Annotated in this window: 15 protein-coding genes; 6 read left to right on the top strand and 9 right to left on the bottom strand. The window is 62.6% G+C overall.

All coding sequences use genetic code 11. The features are described from left to right. Window positions 1–66 precede the first annotated feature (66 nt). Window positions 67–936 (bottom strand): LysR family transcriptional regulator, encoded by an 870-nt coding sequence (locus tag FHT69_RS30005; RefSeq protein WP_029868008.1) that lies wholly within the window; start codon window positions 934–936, stop codon window positions 67–69. A 90-nt stretch (window positions 937–1026) separates the two neighbouring features. Between FHT69_RS30005 and FHT69_RS30000 the strand changes: the two genes are divergently transcribed. Then, window positions 1027–1263, top strand: a complete 237-nt coding sequence (locus FHT69_RS30000; protein WP_127431276.1) for a hypothetical protein — start codon at window positions 1027–1029, stop codon at window positions 1261–1263. On the opposite strand, the gene FHT69_RS29995 is transcribed toward FHT69_RS30000, so the two are convergent. From FHT69_RS29995 to FHT69_RS29980, 4 genes are all read right to left on the bottom strand, one after another. Then, a complete protein-coding gene (locus tag FHT69_RS29995; protein ID WP_183906348.1) occupies window positions 1236–3083 on the bottom strand; it encodes a methyl-accepting chemotaxis protein in 1848 nt (615 codons plus the stop codon). The genes FHT69_RS30000 and FHT69_RS29995 overlap by 28 nt on opposite strands. Before the next feature lie 259 nt (window positions 3084–3342). Next, complete coding sequence (locus tag FHT69_RS29990; protein WP_168332620.1) at window positions 3343–5874, bottom strand: methyl-accepting chemotaxis protein; 2532 nt, start codon at window positions 5872–5874, stop codon at window positions 3343–3345. 313 nt (window positions 5875–6187) lie between these two features. Further along, window positions 6188–6331 carry a hypothetical protein gene (locus FHT69_RS29985; protein ID WP_165932281.1) on the bottom strand — a complete coding sequence of 48 codons (144 nt, stop codon included), beginning with the start codon at window positions 6329–6331 and terminating at the stop codon, window positions 6188–6190. Window positions 6332–6527: 196 nt separating this feature from the next. After that, a complete protein-coding gene (locus FHT69_RS29980) occupies window positions 6528–7727 on the bottom strand; it encodes an NAD(P)/FAD-dependent oxidoreductase (RefSeq protein ID WP_183904519.1) in 1200 nt (399 codons plus the stop codon). A gap of 108 nt (window positions 7728–7835) precedes the next feature. Between FHT69_RS29980 and FHT69_RS29975 the strand changes: the two genes are divergently transcribed. The 5 genes from FHT69_RS29975 to edd all read left to right on the top strand — a co-directional run bounded on the left by FHT69_RS29975 (window position 7836) and on the right by edd (window position 14804). Continuing rightward, a complete protein-coding gene (locus FHT69_RS29975; RefSeq protein ID WP_047613636.1) occupies window positions 7836–9272 on the top strand; it encodes a glutamine synthetase family protein in 1437 nt (478 codons plus the stop codon). 12 nt (window positions 9273–9284) lie between these two features. Further along, a complete protein-coding gene (locus FHT69_RS29970; protein ID WP_183906347.1) occupies window positions 9285–10583 on the top strand; it encodes an NAD(P)/FAD-dependent oxidoreductase in 1299 nt (432 codons plus the stop codon). A gap of 134 nt (window positions 10584–10717) precedes the next feature. Next, a complete protein-coding gene (gene zwf, locus FHT69_RS29965; protein WP_132575717.1) occupies window positions 10718–12193 on the top strand; it encodes a glucose-6-phosphate dehydrogenase in 1476 nt (491 codons plus the stop codon). Between the two features lie 10 nt (window positions 12194–12203). Then, complete coding sequence (pgl, locus tag FHT69_RS29960) at window positions 12204–12902, top strand: 6-phosphogluconolactonase (protein WP_132575718.1); 699 nt, start codon at window positions 12204–12206, stop codon at window positions 12900–12902. A gap of 78 nt (window positions 12903–12980) precedes the next feature. Beyond that, a complete protein-coding gene (gene edd, locus FHT69_RS29955) occupies window positions 12981–14804 on the top strand; it encodes a phosphogluconate dehydratase (RefSeq protein WP_047615236.1) in 1824 nt (607 codons plus the stop codon). Between the two features lie 82 nt (window positions 14805–14886). Here edd and FHT69_RS29950 read toward each other — a convergent pair whose 3' ends face one another. The 4 genes from FHT69_RS29950 to FHT69_RS29935 all read right to left on the bottom strand — a co-directional run bounded on the left by FHT69_RS29950 (window position 14887) and on the right by FHT69_RS29935 (window position 19381). After that, window positions 14887–15240, bottom strand: a complete 354-nt coding sequence (locus FHT69_RS29950) for a hypothetical protein (RefSeq protein ID WP_047613630.1) — start codon at window positions 15238–15240, stop codon at window positions 14887–14889. A 176-nt stretch (window positions 15241–15416) separates the two neighbouring features. After that, window positions 15417–16505 (bottom strand): ABC transporter ATP-binding protein, encoded by a 1089-nt coding sequence (locus FHT69_RS29945; RefSeq protein ID WP_029868020.1) that lies wholly within the window; start codon window positions 16503–16505, stop codon window positions 15417–15419. A gap of 25 nt (window positions 16506–16530) precedes the next feature. Next, a complete protein-coding gene (locus tag FHT69_RS29940; protein WP_097631186.1) occupies window positions 16531–18183 on the bottom strand; it encodes an alpha-glucosidase in 1653 nt (550 codons plus the stop codon). A 34-nt stretch (window positions 18184–18217) separates the two neighbouring features. Beyond that, complete coding sequence (locus tag FHT69_RS29935; RefSeq protein ID WP_047613627.1) at window positions 18218–19381, bottom strand: carbohydrate ABC transporter permease; 1164 nt, start codon at window positions 19379–19381, stop codon at window positions 18218–18220.

Raw genomic sequence — 19381 nt, 5'->3', positions numbered from 1 at the left:
GCTTTAAGTCTTTGTTTTTACACATGTCGTTATCGCAAAACCGCTGCACACTTTGGCGCGACATGTCTAACCTCGGCTCGGCCGTTTTCCGGCGAAGAGATCGGCATAACTTCTGATGAGCTTGGTCATGCGGTCGGCGACCGTGCGGATCTCCGGCCGATGGCGGTCCTCGGCATTCATGACGATCCATTGCCGATGGCGCAATTCCGGCAATTCGCCGCCCTGCCGCTGCAATTCAGGATGGAGATCGCCGACGAAACAGGGAAGCACGGTCTTGCCGGCGCCGGCGCGCACCAGATCCGGCAGCGAACGCGGCCGATTGACGGTGGCGACGATCCCTGTCGCGGCATGGGCGTGCGGCCAGCGCAGATAGGCCGATATCGCCTCCTCCTCGGCAACCGCAATCCAGCGCTCGTCGGTCTCGGCAGTGTTGCGTCTGATATAGACGGCATAGGCCACCTCCCCGAGCTGACGTGCGGCGAGATTGGCCTCCTCGGGCTCGAAGGCGCGAATACCGATATCGCTCTCGCGATAGGCAAGGCTTGCCCGCGCCTCGCCGATGGTCAGCGAAATGGCGAAGGCGTCGCCCGGCATGCGGATTGCGGTAAAATTCTCGGTCAGCAGCCAAGCGAGCCAGGTGCCGGCGGCGACCCTGACGGTCGTGCCGCCCTCGCCGGATTGCCGCCACGCCGCCACCTTGCGGGCGGCGGCCTCCATCTCCTGAAGGTGATCGAGCAGCGCCTGGCCATCGTGTGTCAGACGGTATCCGGTCTGGCTGCGCGAAAACAATGCGCGGCCGATCTCCTGTTCGAGATCGAGCATGCGACGGCCGACGGTTGCCGGACTCAGCCCGCTTGCGGTGCTTGCCCCGGTCAAGCCGCCGAGCCGGGCGACCTGCAGGAAAAGCTGATAGGAATCCCAGCTTGCGTTTTTCATTGGTGAAAAACATAGCGGGATTTTCCCCGTTTATAAAGAGAAATTCGATGCCTAGATCAGGTGATGTCTGACATAGGAAAGGACATTGCCATGATCGACATGATGACCATCGCAGGCACTATCGGATACCGACATTCCGGCAGACGATGCGACTCCAGGGCAGACGAGGACAGATTCTATGCCGAGTTCGGAGACAACAGCCTCATTCGTTTCGGCGGTTGGCTGACGTCGCTTGATCTCTATCTGAGAAAGCCCCGCAAGGCCGCAGTGCAATCCTGCGGCAGCTGCGACCGTACGGTTCAGGCGACCCTTCTTGCCCCGAGATGAGCAGGTGCGGTTTCTGCGACGATGCGGAACCGCTCGATCAGCGCCATCAGCGTATCGGCCTCGCCGGCGAGCAGGCGGCTTGCCTGCGTCGTCTCGGCCACCATCGACGCGTTCTTCTGGGTCATCTGGTCCATGGCGTTGACGGAACCGTTGACCTCCTGCAGCGCCGCCGACTGATCCCGGCTCGCAGTGGCGATGGTCTCGACATGGCCGCTGATGGCGATAATCTCCTGGCTGATCGAGGCAAGGACGCTGCCGGTCTTCTGGACCAATTCGGAACCTGCCGTGACTTCCCGGCTCGATGTCTCGATCAGCGACTTGATCTCGCGCGCCGCATCGGCCGAACGTTGGGCGAGTTCGCGGACCTCCTGGGCGACGACGGCAAAACCCTTGCCCGCCTCGCCGGCGCGCGCCGCCTCGATGCCGGCATTCAACGCCAGAAGATTGGTCTGGAAGGCGATGTCGTCGATCACCTCGATGATCTGCTCGATGCGCTGCGAGGCCTCTTCGATGCGCTCCATCGCGGCGACGGCATCGCCGACCACGGCGCCGGAATTGTCGGCCGTCCTCTTGGTCGCAGCCACGACATTGTTGGCTTCACGGGCACGCTCGGCGGAAGACCGAACCGTGACGGTGATTTCTTCCACCGCGGCCGCGGTCTCTTCGAGGTTTGCCGCCTGCGCCTCGGTGCGCTTCGAGAGCTCGCTGGCAGAGACGGAGACGGCGCTGCTGTTGCGCTGGATCGTCGAGGCGCTGTCGCGGATACCGGAGAGCGTATCCTGAAGCCGCAGGAGTGAGGCGTTGAAATCGACGCGCAGCTGCTCCAGCCGGCCGACGAAGGGCGTGCCGATCGTCTGCGAGACATCGCCCTGCGACAGGCGCCCCAGGCCGGCGGCAAGCTGGTTGACGGCAAAGTCGATCTGGCCGTCAAGGGAGCGCTTGTCGGCATCGTTCCTGGCGCGTTCGGCATCGCTCAGAGCGCGCTGTTCGGCAGCCTGGGTTTCCAGATCGCGCCGCGCCCGGGCACTGTCGCGGAAAAGCGCCAGGGCCCGTCCGATGTCGCCGAACTCGTTCTTCTTGGCGACGCAAGGGATGGTGCCCTCAAGATCGCCCGCGGAGATCGAATGGACGCTCGCGGTCAACGCCTGCAAAGGCTTCACCGACAGGCGGATCGCGTAGAAGGCGACAACGCCGACGATCAGCATGACGATGGCGCCGATGCCGAGAACCAGGATCTGCAGCTCATTCAGGCGCTGGTAATAAACCTCCATCGGAATGCCGATGAAGAGAATGCCGACATTGGCGTTCGATGCATTCTTGATGGGGAAGTAACCGGTGATGAACTGGCGGCCGAAAAGCACCGCCGGGCCGTAATAGGCCTCGCCCTTGGCGAGAACCGGCTGGGCGGGGTGCTCGGCTGCGAGCTTGGTGCCGACGGCACGATCGCCGTTTTCCTTCTTGACGTTCGTGGATATGCGGACGTAGTCGCTGCCCTGCTTTTGGAAGATGGTCGCGACACCGGCAATCGACTGCGCCGTGCGGTCGACCAGCGAATGATCGGCAAGTGCGGGAATGGCGTCTTCCGTCACGGCAGAGAGCTGATTGTCCTTGAGCTCGATCTTTGCGTCCTGATCGGCCGCGCCGTAGAGGACGGCCATCGCGCGGGCGGCCTCTTTCGCGTCGGAGATCGCCCCGTCCATGACATGATTGCTCAAATTATAATAGGTCACGCCGACGATAGCGGCCGTGCTGATCGCCAGCAGAAACAATGTGATCGCAACGATCTGGCGTACGATCGACGTCGAGAAAAGGCGCAGCATCAAAACCCCCGGGATAAACCAAGGCTAGATTAAGCCAAAAGCGTTAAGGAAAATTTTCCGTAAATCAGGGCTGCGGGAGATATTCGCCGGTCTCGTTTTTAGACGTTTTCTGACCATTGTGGCTCGACAGACTGGCGGACATTCAAGGCTATTCTCCTACCGTTCAAATCTCTTCAATCGAAGCGCGATTTCTCGGCATAAACAGCAACGGCCCCGGAAAGTCCGGGGCCGTTCGCATGAAGACGGGGTCGGCCGGCGATCAGGCGGCGCGGTAGACCGGCGTGGCGGCTGCCTCGCCGTCGATCTTGAACTGCTGGATCAGCCGGCGCAGCGAATCGGCCTCGTCGGCCAGTTCGCGGCTGGCGGCGGTCGTCTCTTCCACCATGGCGGCGTTCTGCTGCGTCATCTGATCCATCTGGTTGACGGTCGCGTTGACGCTCTGCAACGCGTTGGACTGGTCGTGGCTGGCGCGGGCGATCATCTCGACATGCTGGCTGATCGTGACGATCTGGGCGCTGATCTTGGCAAGGACCGTGCCGGTTTCCTGCACGAACTGCGAGCCGGAATTGACCTCGTTGGTCGACTTGTTGATCAGCCCCTTGATCTCCTGCGCCGCGGCTGCGGAGCGCTGGGCCAGTTCGCGGACTTCCATCGCCACCACCGCGAAGCCCTTGCCGGCTTCACCGGCGCGCGCCGCCTCGATGCCGGCGTTGAGCGCCAGGAGATTGGTCTGGAAGGCGATCTCGTCGATGACGCCGATGATCTGCTCGATCTGGCGCGAGGCATCCTCGATGCGGCCCATCGCGTCGATCGCATTGCTGACGACGACGGCGGAATCGTCGGCGCTGCGCTTGGCCTGGCGGACGATCTGGTCGGCATCCTTGGCGCGTTCGGCCGACGAACGGACCGTGACGGTGATCTCGTCGACGGCGGCCGCGGTCTCTTCGAGCGAGGCAGCCTGCTGCTCGGTGCGCTTGGACAGATCCTCGGCCGACTGGGCCATCTGGTTGCCGTTGCCCTGGATCAGTTCGACATTGTCGCGGATCTGGCTCATCGTCGCCTGCAGGCGCATCATCGAACCGTTGAAATCCTGGCGCAGCTGTTCGAGACGGCCGATGAACGGCGTTTCGATCGTCGTCGAGATATCGCCCTGCGACATACGTTCGAGGCCGGCGGCAAGTGCATTGACCGCGAATTCGATCTGACGATCCATCTCGTGCTTTTCGGCGTCGTTGCGCTGGCGCTCGTGTTCGGCGGCGGCACGCTCCTCGTCGCTCTGCTCCTCGATGCGGATCTTCGAGATGGCGTTTTCCTTGAAAATGCCGAGCGCGCGAGCCATGTCGCCGATTTCATCATGACGCTGCTCGCCCGAGATGCTGGTTTCCAGCGCCCCTTCGGCAATGCGGCGCATGGCGGCGGTGATCTGGCTGATCGGGCGCTGCAGCGTCAGCACCAGGGCGATGCCGCCGAGGATCGACAGGAGGATGCCGAGACCGGTGGTCATGACCGAGATGCTGTTTGCCTGGGTGCGCTCGGTGCCGGCCGTCTGCTTCTGCAGCTCGGCGAAATCGGTCAGCTTCGTCCAGATCTGGTCGAGCTCCTGGCGGGCGGCGGCATAGGCGGTGACGCGCTCGCTGATCGTATCGACGATCTTCGAGCCGCCGCCGGAAATGGCGTCGAGCGCCGGCTGGATCGCGCCCGATATGCCTTCGGCAAAGCCCATGCCCTTGGCGCTGGTGGTCAGCACCTGCATATCCTTGCCAAGCGTGCCGGCCTGCTGCTGCAGGCGTACGAGATTATCCTTACTGGAGTTGGAGAGGAAATCGGAAAGGACGATCTGCAGCGCATAGACGGAGTTTTCCAGCCGCCGCGTATCCTGAAGGACGGAGTTGGTCTGGGCGATGCGGCCCTCGAGCTCGGCGAAACGCTGGGTCGCCTCGCGCATCTTCTGCGTTGCCGTCAGCTGCGTATAGGTCGAGGTCTGGCGGAAGCGCGACACGAGGCGGCCGAGTTCGGCGATGTCCTCGTCGGTCGGAGCGGGCAGCTGAGCGATCGCCTTGATGCTATCGATGGTTGCGGTCAGCGCGTCGATGACGTTCTTCTGGTTGGTCGGAACCGAAATGGCGATCTGCCGCTGGGCTTTGATGATCGCAGGCATCTGTCCGTTGATGAAGGCGATCTTGTCCTGCGGCGTTTGCGGCTTGCTGTAGCCGCTGGCGACGGTGCCGAGGAAGTCGCCGCCCTTCAGCAGGCGGTCGGCGGTGCGCAGCGTGATGGTGGCGGCGCCCTCGTCGTTCTGGAGCGCGGTCTGCAATTCCTCGGCCTGGTAGGAGACCGTGAAACGGGTGCTGATCAGGCTCTTCTGTGCGGCATCGATCTGCTCATGCAAGGCCTGTTCCTGCTCATGCAGGGCCCAGAGCTTGTCGACGACGCCCGATATGTCCTTGGTGCGGTGCGATGCCTCGGCAAGGCTGTCGCGGCCGGCGGCCTCTTCACCGACCTGGTTCAGCGTCCGGTCGAGCACGCCCTGCTGGGTCTTCAGTTCCGCGGTCAGCTTGTCGCGTGCCTCCGGGCTGGTGACGCGCAGGAAATCGTCCATCGAACCGTAGAGATCCTTGAAGCCGCTCAGCGACTGCAGCACGCTGTTGGATATTTCCATGCGGCCCTGCAGAAGTCCGGAAGCGTAGAGGCCCGTCAGGCCTACCGCCGAAATGGTGACGACGAAGGGCAGAACGAAGATCAAAACCTTCGTCTTGATCCTGAAGCGGGAAAGAATCTTGTCAATCAACATGGCGTTCCGGGCCTTTCATACACCACTCCTCCCGCAGGCAGCCACATGGCGCCAGCCGGGTACACATCAAGCCGTTCTTAAATTTACATTGGGGAACCCGGAGACCAGGCGGCAGTCATTGCCAGTTCATGTCCAAACAACTTGGAGATGCCCAAATAATCGCGGGCAATTGTGTCAGATTAGATATTAATTTTCGGATAAGCGGTTATGGCGGGTTAAGCCAAGGCGGTGAAATAGTTGCAGATTGTAAGCTGCAACGCCGCAGCGCGGCGATCAGCATGCCGCAATGTTCTTTCCAGGTCTACCGACGGGATCAGATGAAGTGCGAGATCAGCAGCGCGAGGCTGGCGGCAGTGGCGCCGGCGGCAAGCATCAGATAACGCAGGGTCACCATCCGGGCGTTCGGCTTTGCCTCGGCAATTGCGATGGCGCGGGCGCGTCGTGTGTTTCTGGTCATGCGCGAAACCTCACTTCTCTCTGACACAACAATCCAACAAAACGGCTTGCTGGTAAAGCATTATCTAGGAACGATTTTGCAAACCGCCAATTGAGACAGGATGGCGCACCTCTATTAAGAAGTCTTGAATCGGCTTTGGTCTTTGTCTTATGCAAGTCGTTCTCCCAAACCACTGGGCACTTTTGAGCGACATGTATTAAGCGCATTCACCGGCGGCAAAACCGGAGGCCCAGGCCCATTGGAAATTATAGCCGCCGAGCCAGCCGGTGACGTCGACACATTCGCCGATGAAATAAAGCCCGGGCAAGGCCTTTGCCTCCATGCTGCGGGAATCCAACGCTGCCGTGTCGATGCCGCCGAGCGTCACTTCGGCGGTGCGGTAACCTTCCGAGCCGGACGGTTTGACGGCCAAGCTCTGGGCGCCGGCGGCCAGGCGCAGCAGCGCCTTGTCAGGCAGGTCGGCCATGTTGCCGGAGATCTTTTCGCGCTCGACGAGAAATTGCGCCAGCCGCTTCGGCAGGATGTCGCCGAGTGCCGTCTGCGGCGACTGGCGGCCATTGAGCTGTTTTGCCCGCTTCAGATGCGCCGCAATGTCGATATCCGGTTCGATCGCAACGACGATCTCGTCGCCTTCGCGCCAATAGGAAGAGATCTGCAGGATGGCGGGGCCGCTTAAGCCTCGATGGGTGAACAGCAGTGCTTCGCGGAAGGCGGTCCTGCCGTGGCGGATTTCGGCCGGGGCGGCAATGCCGGCGAGCGGCGCAATGCTCTCGAGCAGGCCGGGATCGAGCGTCAGCGGCACCAGGCCGGGTCGGGTTTCGAGCACGGCCAAGCCGAACTGTTCGGCTAGGCGATAGGCAAAGCCGGTGGCGCCCATCTTCGGGATCGACTTGCCGCCGGTCGCGACGATCAGCGACGATGCTTCATAGGCGCCCTCGCCGGTCGAGACGCGGAAGCCCGCGTCCGTCCTCTCGACGCCTCTTATCTCGGCGCCGAGATGCAGCGCTGCGCCGGCCATGCGCATCTCATCCAGCAGCATGCGGATGATGTCCTTGGCGCTGTCGTCGCAGAAAAGCTGGCCCAGCGTCTTTTCATGCCAGGCAATGCCGTGGCGGTCGACCATGGCGATAAAATCGGCCGGGGTGAAACGGGCGAGCGCCGACTTGCAGAAATGCGGATTGGCGGAGAGGAAATTCTTCGGGCCGGCATGGATATTGGTGAAATTGCAGCGGCCGCCGCCCGATATGCGGATCTTCTCGCCAGGCGCCCTTGCATGATCGAGAACCACGACCGAACGGCCACGTTTTCCCGCGCGGATGGCTGCCATCATGCCCGCCGCCCCGGCGCCGATGACGATGACGTCGCTTTTGCGCTGCAAACCCGTTTCCCCGATCAAGACAGCGTCTTCTTTTCCATCAAAGGGCGAAAGTCAACGTTTGGCACCCCTCGCCAATTGGCAAAGTCTGGTTATGATGGCGCCACGATCAACGCAAACCGGTGTGTCATGTCCCCAAAAAAGACGACGCTGAAGCCTGCCAGAAACGTACCCGCCTCGACGAAAGCTCCCCCGGACCCCGGATCGCTGCGCGGCGTTGCGAACTGGAAGGAAGCAGCGCGGTGGCTGCGGGACAGGGGCATCGAAGACATCGAATGCATCACGCCGGACCTTGCCGGCGTTGCGCGCGGCAAGATGATGCCGAGCTCGAAATTCACCTCGAACACCTCACTGGCGCTGCCATCGGCGATCTACCGGCACACGATTTCGGGCGAGTATCCCGACGAGACGGAGAGCTTCCGCTACGAGCCGCGCGACAGCGACCTGAAGCTGATGCCCGACCTTTCGACGCTGTCCGTCGTGCCCTGGGAAACCGACCCGACGGCGCAGGTGATCTGCGACATCGTCGATTCGGACGGCGGCGAAGTGCCCTATACGCCGCGCAACGTGCTGAAGCGCATCATGAGCCTCTATCATGACCGCGGCTGGAAGCCGATCGTGGCGCCCGAGATCGAATTCTACCTCGTCGCCAAGAATGACGATCCCGATTATCCGCTGCACCCGCCCAAAGGCCGGTCCGGCCGTTCGATCCTCGGCGGCCAGGGTTATTCGATCGCCGGCATCAACGAATTCGACGAGCTGATCGACGATGTCTACCATTTCTCGGAGAAGCAGGGGCTGGAGATCGATACGCTGATCCACGAGGAGGGACCGGCGCAGCTCGAGATCAACCTGCGCCACGGCAATCCGATCGAGCTTGCCGACCAGGTGTTCCTGTTCAAGCGCACGATCCGCGAGGCGGCGCTGAAACACGACATCTATGCGACCTTCATGGCCAAGCCGATGCAGGGCCAGCCGGGTTCGGCGATGCATATCCACCAATCGGTGGTCAATATCGAGACCGGCCAGAACATCTTCTCCAATGCGGACGGATCGGCCTCGAAGGAGTTCTTCCATTTCATCGGCGGCATGCAGAAATTCGTGCCGAGCGCGATGGCGATGCTGGCGCCCTACGTGAATTCCTACCGGCGCCTGCAGCCCGATATGTCCTGCCCTGTCAACAATGCCTGGGGCTACGACAACCGGACGACCGCCTTCCGCGTTCCGGTTTCCGATCCGCAGGCGCGACGCGTGGAAAACCGGTTGCCGAGCTCGGACGCCAATCCCTATCTGGCACTCGCCGCCTCGCTCGCCGCCGGCCTGCTCGGCATCATGAAAGAGATCGAGCCGACGGCGCCGACCGAGGATTCGGCCAATGAGGGTTCGATCGACCTGCCGCGCGGCCTGCTCGAAGCCGTGGCGCTGCTCGAGGACGAGCCCGCTTTCGAGGAGATATTCGGCAAGCAGTTCATCGGCCTTTATGCCGGCGTCAAGCGTGGCGAATTCGAGACCTTCATGCAGGTGATCAGCCCCTGGGAGCGGGAATTCCTTCTGCTCAACGTGTGAGGGAAAGCATCCATGGCATCGCAGGAGATGTGGCAGAGCCCGATCGCGCCCGGGCTATCGTGGTATCAGGCAACCGTCGGGGAGCGGCCGACCTATGCCGCTCTCGACGGTTCGATAACATCGGACGTCGCCATCATCGGCGGCGGCTATACCGGCCTGCAGGCCGCCTACCATCTTGCCAAATCGGGCGTTTCGGTGGTCCTGATCGAGGCCTGCCGCTTCGGTGACGGGGCATCCGGGCGAAATGGCGGCCAGCTCGGCACCGGCCAGCGCTGGTGGCCGGAAGAACTCGAGGAGACGATCGGCTACGAACGCTCGAAGGCGCTGTTTAATCTTGCCGAGGCGGCCAAGCGCCATCTCCTCGATTTCGCCCGCGAACATCAGATCGAGATCGACTATGTGCCCGGCCAGCTCAACGTCGCACATAAGGCGAGCTACAAACGCGCCTATTACGAAAACGCCGAGATTGCCGCACTGCGTTACGACTATCCGCATATCAGCTTCATGGACGAGAAGGAAACCCAGGAGCGGCTTGGCTCGAAGCGGTTCCATTGCGGCGTGCGCGATGTCGGCACCGGCCATATCCATCCGCTGAAGCTGCTGGTGGGGTTGGCGCGGGTCGCCGCCAATGCCGGTGCCGCGGTTTTCGAGATGACCAGGGCAACGGCGATCCGCCAGGGCGGCGGCAAGGTGACGATCGAAACCGAAAGGGGGACGATCACCGCCGAGCGCGCGCTGATCGCCTGCGACGCCTATATCGACGGCCTCGAACCGGTAACCGCAAGCCACATCATGCCGATCCGCTCCTTCATCGGCGCCACGGCCCCGCTCGACAGGCATCCCAGCGTGTTGCCGGGCGGCGAGGCGGTGGCCGATTCGCGCTTCGTCGTGCGCTACTTCCGCAAATTCGGCGACGGCCGTCTGCTCTTCGGCGGGCGCGAAGCCTACACGGCGGACAATCCGCGGGACATTTCGCAGCATATTCGCCGGCAGATCGCCGAGATCTATCCTGACCTGAAAAACATCGACATCACCCATGCCTGGGGCGGCAGCGTCGGCATCACCATGCCGCGCCAGCCCTTCGTGCGCGAGGTCATGCCCGGGGTCATCTCGATCGGCGGTTATTCCGGCCATGGCGTCATGCTGTCAAACTACTGTGGCAAGCTCTATGCGGAAACGGTGCTTGGGAAATCCGGCGATCTCGACCTGTTCACATCGCTCGATATTCCCGCCTTTCCCGGCGGAGCCCGCATGCGCGCGCCGTTGCTTTTCCTCGCCTTGTCGTGGTTTGCGCTTCGCGACAAGTTTTAGTCCGATTGCGGATTTCCTCTTCCGGAAATTCGCTCTAAAACCGGTGCCTGACAGATTCATTGCACTGCACACTGGCTTTTTTAAATCGATTAGATTAAAAGGGCCGCCAACCAGCCTGATTGAGAGACAAGCTCATGAGCAGCCAGATCATTCCCGTTGAGCCCTTTGATTACGTCGTCTTCGGCGGCAGCGGCGACCTTGCCGAACGCAAATTGTTGCCCGCCCTCTATCATCGCCAAATCGAAGGCCAATTTACCGAACCGACCCGCGTGATCGGCGCCTCGCGCAGCCCATTGACGCACGAGGAATACCGCAAATTCGCCAGGGACGCGCTGAAGGAGCACCTGAAGAAGGGAGAATATGACGAGGCGGAGGTCGAGAAATTCTGCGCCCGCCTCTACTACGTCTCGGTCGACGCCCGCACCGATGCCGGCTGGGATCAGCTGAAGAAGCTGCTCGACGAAGGCAAGGAACGCGTGCGCGCCTTCTATCTGGCGGTCGCGCCCGGCATCTTCGGCGACATTTCGCAGAAGATCCACGACCACAAGCTGATCACCAAGTCGACCCGCATCGTCGTCGAGAAGCCGATCGGTCGCGACCTCGCCTCGGCACTGCAGCTCAACGACACGATCGGCCGTGCCTTCAAGGAAGAGCAGATCTTCCGCATCGACCACTATCTCGGCAAGGAGACGGTGCAGAACCTGATGGCGTTGCGCTTCGCCAACGCGCTTTATGAGCCGCTGTGGAACGCCAACTACATCGACCACGTGCAGATCACCGTGGCTGAATCGGTCGGCCTCGAAGGCCGCGCCGGCTATTACGATACGGCCGGCGCGCTGCGCGACATGGTCCAGAACCACATTCTGCAGCTGCTCTGCCTGACGGCGATGGAAGTGCCCTCGTCGATGGATTCGGAAGCCGTTCGCGACGAGAAGCTGAAGGTGCTGCGGGCGCTGAAGCCGCTCAATGCCTCGAATGTCGAGCAGGCGACGGTGCGCGGCCAGTACCGCGCCGGCGCATCGGGCAGCGGCCCGGTCAAGGGCTACCTCGAAGAACTCGAAGGCGGCGTTTCGAACACCGAGACCTTCGTCGCCATCAAGGCCGAGATCAACAACTGGCGCTGGGCCGGCGTTCCCTTTTACATCAGAACCGGCAAGCGCCTGACCGGGCGCATGTCCGAGATCGTCATCACCTTCAAGCCGATCCCGCACGCGATCTTCGACCAGGCGGCCGGGCGCATCGTCGCCAACCAGCTGATCATCCGCCTGCAGCCGGATGAGGGCGTCAAGCAGTCGCTGATGATCAAGGATCCGGGTCCGGGCGGCATGCGCCTGCGCAACGTGTCGCTCGACATGAGCTTCGCCCAGGCCTTCAACGTCCGCAATCCCGACGCCTACGAGCGTCTGCTGATGGATGTGATCCGCTCCAACCAGACGCTGTTCATGCGCCGCGACGAAGTCGAAGCCGCATGGAGATGGGTGGATCCGATCCTCAAGGGTTGGGAAACGACCGGCCAGCAGGTGCAGGGCTACACGGCCGGCACCTGGGGTCCGAGCCAGGCCATCGCGCTGATCGAGCGCGACGGCCGCACCTGGCACGACGAGATCTAGGACGACATCGATGGCATCGACCCTGCATTCCTTCGCCAGCGCCGCAGACCTTGCCGGCAGCCTCGCCGACAAGGTCGCGAGCACGCTTTCGGCGGCGATTGCCGCCCGTGGAACGGCGTCCATCGCCGTTTCCGGCGGTTCCACCCCGAAGGCCTTCTTTCAGGCGCTGTCGACGCGCGACATCGCCTGGGAAAAGGTGACGATCACCCTCGTCGACGAACGTTTCGTGCCGGCCGACAATCCGCGCTCGAACCATCTGCTGGTCGATGCCAATCTGCTGCAGAACAAGGCAAAGGCGGCACGCTTCCTGCCGCTCTATCAGGATACTGCCTCCGTGGAGGAGGCAGCCTCGCTCGCGACCGAGAAGACCAGGGCGATCAGCTCACCCTTCGACATCGTCATCCTCGGCATGGGCGGCGACGGCCACACGGCCTCGTTCTTTCCCGGCGGCAGCAATCTTGCCACGGCGCTCGACCCATCGACGCCGCGCGGCATCATCACCATGGAAGCGGAAGGAGCCGGCGAGCCGCGCCTGACCTTCACCTTCTCCAGTCTTGAGGATGCCGCACTCCTGGTTCTCCATATTGAGGGCGAAGGCAAAAAAGACGTTCTCGCCAAGGCGGAAGGCAGCGGTGACGAAGCAGAAATGCCGATCCGCGCCGTTCTGCGCCGGGCCACTTCCCCGGTCGAGATCTACTGGGCTCCCTGATCGGCCGTCAATCCGGACCGAGATTCAGGCCAGAGCCGCCGAAACAGATAGAGACAACGAACAAGGCAGGGATATTCCATGTCCGCTCACGCACGCATTTCCGCGATCACCGATCGCATTGTCGAACGCTCGAAGCCAAGCCGCGAGCGCTACCTGGAACGCCTGCGCGCCGCCGCTTCCAAGGGTGTCGCCCGCTCCGTGCTCGGCTGCGCCAACCTTGCCCACGGCTTTGCGGTCTGTTCCCCCGCCGAGAAAGATGCGCTCGCCGGCGACCGCATCGCCAATCTCGGCATCATCACCGCCTATAACGACATGCTCTCGGCCCACCAGCCGTTCGAGACCTATCCGGCGATCATCCGCGAGGCGGCCGCCGAGGCAGGCGGCGTGGCGCAGGTGGCCGGCGGCGTGCCGGCGATGTGCGACGGCGTCACCCAGGGACAGCCGGGCATGGAGCTCTCGCTCTTCTCGCGCGACCTGATCGCCATGTCGGCGGGCGTCGGCCTGTCGCACAACATGTTCGATGCCGCCCTCTTCCTCGGCGTCTGCGACAAGATCGTGCCCGGCCTCGTCATCGCCGCCCTGTCCTTCGGGCACCTGCCGTCGATCTTCGTTCCGGCCGGTCCGATGACGACAGGCCTGCCGAACGACGAGAAGTCGCGCGTGCGCCAGCTCTTCGCCGAGGGCAAGGTCGGACGCGCCGAGCTGCTCGAGGCGGAATCGAAATCCTATCACGGCCCCGGCACCTGCACCTTCTACGGCACCGCCAATTCCAACCAGATGCTGATGGAGATCATGGGCTTCCACATGCCCGGCTCCTCCTTCATCAATCCCGGCACGCCGCTGCGCGAAGCGCTGACGCGCGAAGCCGCCAAGCGGGCGCTGGCGATCACCGCGCTCGGCAACGAATTCACCCCGGCGGGCGAGATGATCGACGAACGCTCGATCGTCAACGGCGTCGTCGGCCTGCATGCGACGGGCGGCTCGACCAACCACACGCTGCACCTCGTCGCCATGGCGCGGGCGGCCGGCATCCATCTCACCTGGCAGGACATCGCCGAGCTTTCGGAAATCGTGCCGCTGCTTGCCCGCGTCTACCCGAACGGGCTTGCCGACGTGAACCATTTCCAGGCGGCCGGCGGCATGGGCTTCCTCATCAAGGAACTCCTGAAGCACGGGCTGGTGCATGACGACGTGCGCACCGTCTTCGGCCAGGGTCTCGCAGCCTATACGGTCGATGCGCGTCTCGGCGAAAACGGCGCCGTCCTGCGCGAGCCGTCGCCTGACAAGAGCGTCGATCCCAAGGTTCTCTCCAGCATCGAAACGCCGTTCCAGGCGAATGGCGGGCTGAAGATGCTGCGCGGCAATCTCGGCAAGGCGGTGATCAAGATATCGGCCGTCAAGCCGGAGCGTCACATCATCGAAGCGCCGGCGATCATCTTCCACAGCCAGCAGGAGCTGCAGGACGCCTTCAAAGAAGGCAAGCTCAACCGCGATTTCATCGCCGTCGTGCGCTTCCAGGGCCCGAAGGCGAACGGCATGCCGGAACTGCACAAGCTGACGCCACCGCTCGGCGTGCTGCAGGACCGCGGCTTCCGCGTGGCGCTCCTGACCGACGGGCGCATGTCCGGCGCATCCGGCAAGGTGCCGGCAGCAATCCACGTCACCCCGGAAGCGGTCGACGGCGGCCCGATCGCCCGCATCCGCGAAGGCGACATCATTCGCCTGGACGCGATCAAGGGCACGCTGGAACTGCTCGTCGATGCGGCTGATTTGGCCGAGCGCGAGCCGGTGACCGTCGATCTCTCCGACAATGAATTCGGCATGGGCCGCGAGCTCTTCGCGCCGTTCCGCCGCGCCGTCGGCGCTTCGGACCAGGGTGCGAGCGTACTCTTCCACCACTGAGCGTGGCCGACCACAGACGACAAAACCCGCGGAGCGCACGAAGCACCCCGCGGGTTTTCTGTATCAGTCCCAGCGCTACCCGTCAGGCGCGAATATCGAGAACATAGTCGCGGTGCGCCGGATGGGTGCTGTAGACAAAGATCTTGTTCAGCTCCTTCTGCGTCAGCAGGCGCAGGAAGCGGACCTCGATCGTATTGTTGGCATTGACCTTCATCAGCAGGCAACCGACCTTGGTGATGCGGGCATCCGGAATATCCAGATAGAACTGCTTCGGCAGGTTGAACTGGGTCAGAATCGCGAGTGTCGCGCTGCTCATCGAGATCCGGACAATGTCGCAGCGGCGAGACGCCGCGTGCATGACGCCCTTTTCCGTATATTCGATGCGCGCGGCATTCATGGTGTCCTCCATCTTGAACCGCGCCTCGCGGTCGTACATGAAGGATTCTTCCTTGCTCAGGAAATGAGATTTTGGCTGTGACGGATTGGAAGCGGCCACGTGCTTATCCCCCTCATAAATTAACGAGGAAAAGGTAGCAGCCGATCTTTAACAGAAAGTGAGAATTTGGCCCGTCCCGTACAATTCTTGGGATGACTACCCCAAAAATGGCCGCCTCATTTCCGGTAGGTATGACCGGTTGCGTCAAAGAGATGCAACTTCTGCCTGTCGGCGGCAAACCGCATCCGCTGGCCCTTCTTCACATCGTAAATGCCGGGCAACTTGACAACGATCGGTTCGCCCGGGACCAGGCCTTCGATATAGAGCAACGTCACTTCGCCGAGCGCTTCGACGATCGACACCTCGCCTTCGAAAAGGTAGTCGGCGCCGTCGGCGATCCTCAGATCCTCCGGACGAACGCCGAAGCTTGCCTGCTTGCCTGCTTCCGACGCGTCGGTCGCCACATCGAGCGTCACGGACATGCCGCCGGTCAGCGTCACCGTCGTCTGGCTTCCGGTTCCGGCCACCGTCGCCGGGATGATGTTCATCGCCGGCGAGCCGATGAATTTCGCGACGAAGAGGTTGGCCGGGCGCTCATAGAGCTCCAGCGGCGCACCGACCTGCTCGATATTGCCGGCGGAGAGAACGACGATGCGATCGGCGAGCGTCATCGCCTCGACCTGGTCGTGGGTCACGTAGATCATCGTCGTATCGGCCATCTGTTCGTTCAGGCGGGCGATCTCGATGCGGGTGGCGACACGCAGCGCGGCATCGAGGTTGGACAGCGGCTCGTCGAACAGGAAGACCTTCGGATCGCGGCAGATGGCGCGGCCGATCGCCACGCGCTGGCGCTGGCCGCCGGAAAGCGCCTTCGGCAGGCGATCGAGATATTTGGTCAGCTGCAGGCTCTCGGCCGCCGCCCGGACGCGGCGGTCGATTTCCTGCTTGCTTTCGCCGGCGATCTTCATGCCGAAAGCCATGTTGTCGAAGACGGTCATGTGCGGATAGAGCGCGTAGGACTGGAACACCATGGCGATGCCGCGCTTGGAGGGCGGCACGTCATTGACGAGATGGCCATCGATATACATCTCACCGCCGGTGATCGCCTCAAGGCCGGCGATCATGCGCAGAAGCGTGGATTTTCCGCAGCCGGACGGACCGACGAAGACGATGAATTCGCCCTGTTTGATATCGAGGTCGATCCCGTGGAGAACGTCCACGGAACCGTAGGATTTGCGAATATCCTTCAGCGTCAGTCCAGTCATTTTTCTCTCCCCTATGTTCGGTTCCTTAGGCCAGATGGGCGAAATACGCCCCCCAGGCCGGAATATCGATCTTGTCGCCATAGTTGTTGCTGGTAAAGCCATGGCCCGTCAATGCCTGCCATTCTCCCGCGGGTAGGGTAACGCCGGCTTCGGTCGGGCTCATGTTGAAGATGCAGAGCAGCTTCTCATTGCCGTATTCGCGCGTAAAGACCAGGGCATCGCCCTGCTGCTCCTCGAATTCGATCTCGCCCTTGGCAAAAGCCGGGTGCAGCTTGCGGAAGGCGATGAAGCGGCGATAGTGCTCCAGCACCGAAGCCTCGTCGCCCTGCTGGACGCTGACGGCGCGCAGGATATGCTCGACCGGCACCGGCAGCCAAGGCTTGACGCTGGAGAAGCCGCCCTGGGCGACCTGGCTGTCCCAGACCATCGGCGTGCGGCAGCCGTCGCGGCCCTTGAATTCCGGCCAGAACTGGATGCCATAGGGGTCCTGCAGATCCTGGTAGGCAAGATCGGCCTCGGTCAGGGCCAGTTCCTCGCCCTGATAGAGGCAGACGGAACCGCGCAGCGTCATCAGCAACGAGGCATAAAGCTTGGCGAAGGCGTCGTGATCGGCGACCAGCCCGCCCCAACGGCTGACATGGCGCATGACGTCGTGATTGGAGAAGGCCCAGCAGGCCCAGCCATCTGGCGCGGCAGCTTCGAAATCCTCCATCACCTCCTCGACGCGCTCCGGCGTCAGCGGATCGGGCGCCAGGAACTCGAAGGCGTAGCACATATGCATCTTGTCGTTGCCGGAAGTGTATTCGCCGACGATCTCGAGGCCGCGCTGGCTGTCGCCGACTTCGCCGACGGCGGCAATTGCCGGGAACTCCTCGAGAACGGCGCGGAAGCGCTTCAGGAAGGCAAGGTTCTCCGGGCGGTTCTTGTCGTAGAGATGCTCCTGGAAATTATAGGGATTGACCGCCGGCGCCGTCGAAGCGTTGCGGCGCTCGGGAGCGAGCGCGGGATTGTCGCGCAGTTGCGTGTCGTGGAAATAGAAATTGATGGTGTCGAGGCGGAAGCCGTCGACGCCGCGATTGAGCCAGAAGCGCACGACATCGAGCAGACGATCCTGAACTTCGGGATTATGCAGGTTCATATCCGGCTGCGAGGTCAGGAAATTGTGCAGGTAATACTGCATGCGCGTCGGATCCCACGCCCATGCGGAGCCGCCGAAGATCGACAGCCAGTTGTTCGGCGGCGTACCGTCCGGCTTGGCGTCGGCCCAGACATACCAGTCGGCCTTGGCATTGGTCTTGCTGGAGCGGCTCTGGACGAACCAGGGATGCTGATCCGAGCTGTGGGAGATGACGAGGTCGATCATCACGCGGATGCCGAGGCGGTGGGCCTCAGCGATCATCGTGTCGAAATCCACGAGCGTCCCGAAGATCGAATCGACATTCTCGTAGTCGGAAACGTCATAACCGAAATCGCGCATCGGCGAGGTGAAGAAGGGCGAGATCCAGATCGCATCGACGCCTAGGCTTGCCACATGCGGCAAGCGGGCGGTGATGCCCTTCAGGTCGCCGATGCCGTCACCGTTCGAATCCTGGTAGGAGCGCGGGTAGATCTGGTAGATCACCGCCCCACGCCACCAGTCCTTGTCGGGGGTCGAGATCGATTGGGAAGCCACGTTCATGGAATATCCTGTTTGAAGTCACGTTCGGGAATGGTCAGCCTCCCTTGACCGAGCCAGCCAGCAGACCGCGCACCAGGTAGCGCTGCAGCCCGAAGAAGACGAGCAGCGGCACGATGATGGTGACGAAGGCCGACGCCGTCAAAATCTCCCAATTGCCGCCGCGCGAGCCGAGCAGCGCGTTCAGGCTGCCGGTGAGCACGAGGTGGTCCTTGTCGGTGCCGAGGAAGACCATGGCGACGAGCAGGTCGTTCCACACCCACAGGAACTGGAAGATGGCGAAGGAGGCGAGTGCCGGGAAGGACAGAGGCAATACGATGCGGACGAAGATCTCGAAGTCGCTGGCGCCGTCGACGCGGGCGGATTCGATGATCTCCTTCGGCAGGCCGGCGATATAGGCCCGCAGGAGATAGATGGCGAGCGGCATGCCGAAGGCGGTGTGGGCCAGCCAGATGCCGGGATAGGTCTTCGACGGCTGGCCGAGCATGCCGCCGATCTCGTTGTAAAGACGCAAGAGCGGGATCAGCGACATCTGCAGCGGCACGACGATGAGGCCGACGACGAGCGCAATCAGCAGGCCGCGGCCGGGAAACTCCATCCAGCTCAGGGCGTAGGCGGCGAAAGCGGCAATCAGGATCGGGATGATCGTCGCCGGGATCGTCACCGTCAGCGAGTTGATGAAGGACTGGCCGATGCCCTCGCCTGTCAGAACCGTGTTGTAGTTCTGCATGGTGAATTCCGGCGGCGCCGAGACGGACGCATAGATGCGCCGCGGGCGTTGGTCGGGCGAAAAGGCGGCGTTCTTCATATAGCGATAGCTGCCGTCGCTGTTGATCTGCAGGGTTTCGCCGTCGCCGAGATCGGCGGTCTCGCCGGCCTTGTAGGCGGCGGGTTGCTGCACACGGTTGCCGAAGGCCTTCACCGAGCGGCCGGTCTGGCCTTCCAGCACATTGCCGGAGATGACGTAGGCCGCACCTTCCTGCTGCTGCTGGTCCGGCGTGCCCAAGCGGACGGCGACGGTCTGCGTCGAGCCGACGAAGGCCGTCCACCAACCGGAGACGACGATCTGGTCCTTGTCGCGCAGCGCGCTGACGAAGATGCCGAGCGTCGGGATCAGCCAGATGATGACGATCAGCAGAACGGCGGCGTGAACGAAGAGACGGGCGGGGCCGATCTTGAAGTAGCTTCCGGCAGCGGTCAT

Source organism: Rhizobium sp. BK008 (assembly GCF_014197345.1).
GTDB lineage: Bacteria > Pseudomonadota > Alphaproteobacteria > Rhizobiales > Rhizobiaceae > Rhizobium > Rhizobium anhuiense.
This window is presented reverse-complemented; position numbering and strand designations above follow the sequence as displayed.

Bases quoted from the DNA above. Each gene is read 5' to 3' on its own strand.
- FHT69_RS30005 (WP_029868008.1), bottom strand. From the start codon at position 936: ATGAAAAACGCAAGCTGGGATTCCTATCAGCTTTTCCTGCAGGTCGCC.
- FHT69_RS30000 (WP_127431276.1), top strand. From the start codon at position 1,027: ATGATCGACATGATGACCATCGCAGGCACTATCGGATACCGACATTCC.
- FHT69_RS29995 (WP_183906348.1), bottom strand. From the start codon at position 3,083: ATGCTGCGCCTTTTCTCGACGTCGATCGTACGCCAGATCGTTGCGATC.
- FHT69_RS29990 (WP_168332620.1), bottom strand. From the start codon at position 5,874: ATGTTGATTGACAAGATTCTTTCCCGCTTCAGGATCAAGACGAAGGTT.
- FHT69_RS29985 (WP_165932281.1), bottom strand. From the start codon at position 6,331: ATGACCAGAAACACACGACGCGCCCGCGCCATCGCAATTGCCGAGGCA.
- FHT69_RS29975 (WP_047613636.1), top strand. From the start codon at position 7,836: ATGTCCCCAAAAAAGACGACGCTGAAGCCTGCCAGAAACGTACCCGCC.
- FHT69_RS29970 (WP_183906347.1), top strand. From the start codon at position 9,285: ATGGCATCGCAGGAGATGTGGCAGAGCCCGATCGCGCCCGGGCTATCG.
- zwf (WP_132575717.1), top strand. From the start codon at position 10,718: ATGAGCAGCCAGATCATTCCCGTTGAGCCCTTTGATTACGTCGTCTTC.
- pgl (WP_132575718.1), top strand. From the start codon at position 12,204: ATGGCATCGACCCTGCATTCCTTCGCCAGCGCCGCAGACCTTGCCGGC.
- edd (WP_047615236.1), top strand. From the start codon at position 12,981: ATGTCCGCTCACGCACGCATTTCCGCGATCACCGATCGCATTGTCGAA.
- FHT69_RS29950 (WP_047613630.1), bottom strand. From the start codon at position 15,240: ATGTACGACCGCGAGGCGCGGTTCAAGATGGAGGACACCATGAATGCC.
- FHT69_RS29945 (WP_029868020.1), bottom strand. From the start codon at position 16,505: ATGACTGGACTGACGCTGAAGGATATTCGCAAATCCTACGGTTCCGTG.
- FHT69_RS29940 (WP_097631186.1), bottom strand. From the start codon at position 18,183: ATGAACGTGGCTTCCCAATCGATCTCGACCCCCGACAAGGACTGGTGG.
- FHT69_RS29935 (WP_047613627.1), bottom strand. From the start codon at position 19,381: ATGACCGCTGCCGGAAGCTACTTCAAGATCGGCCCCGCCCGTCTCTTC.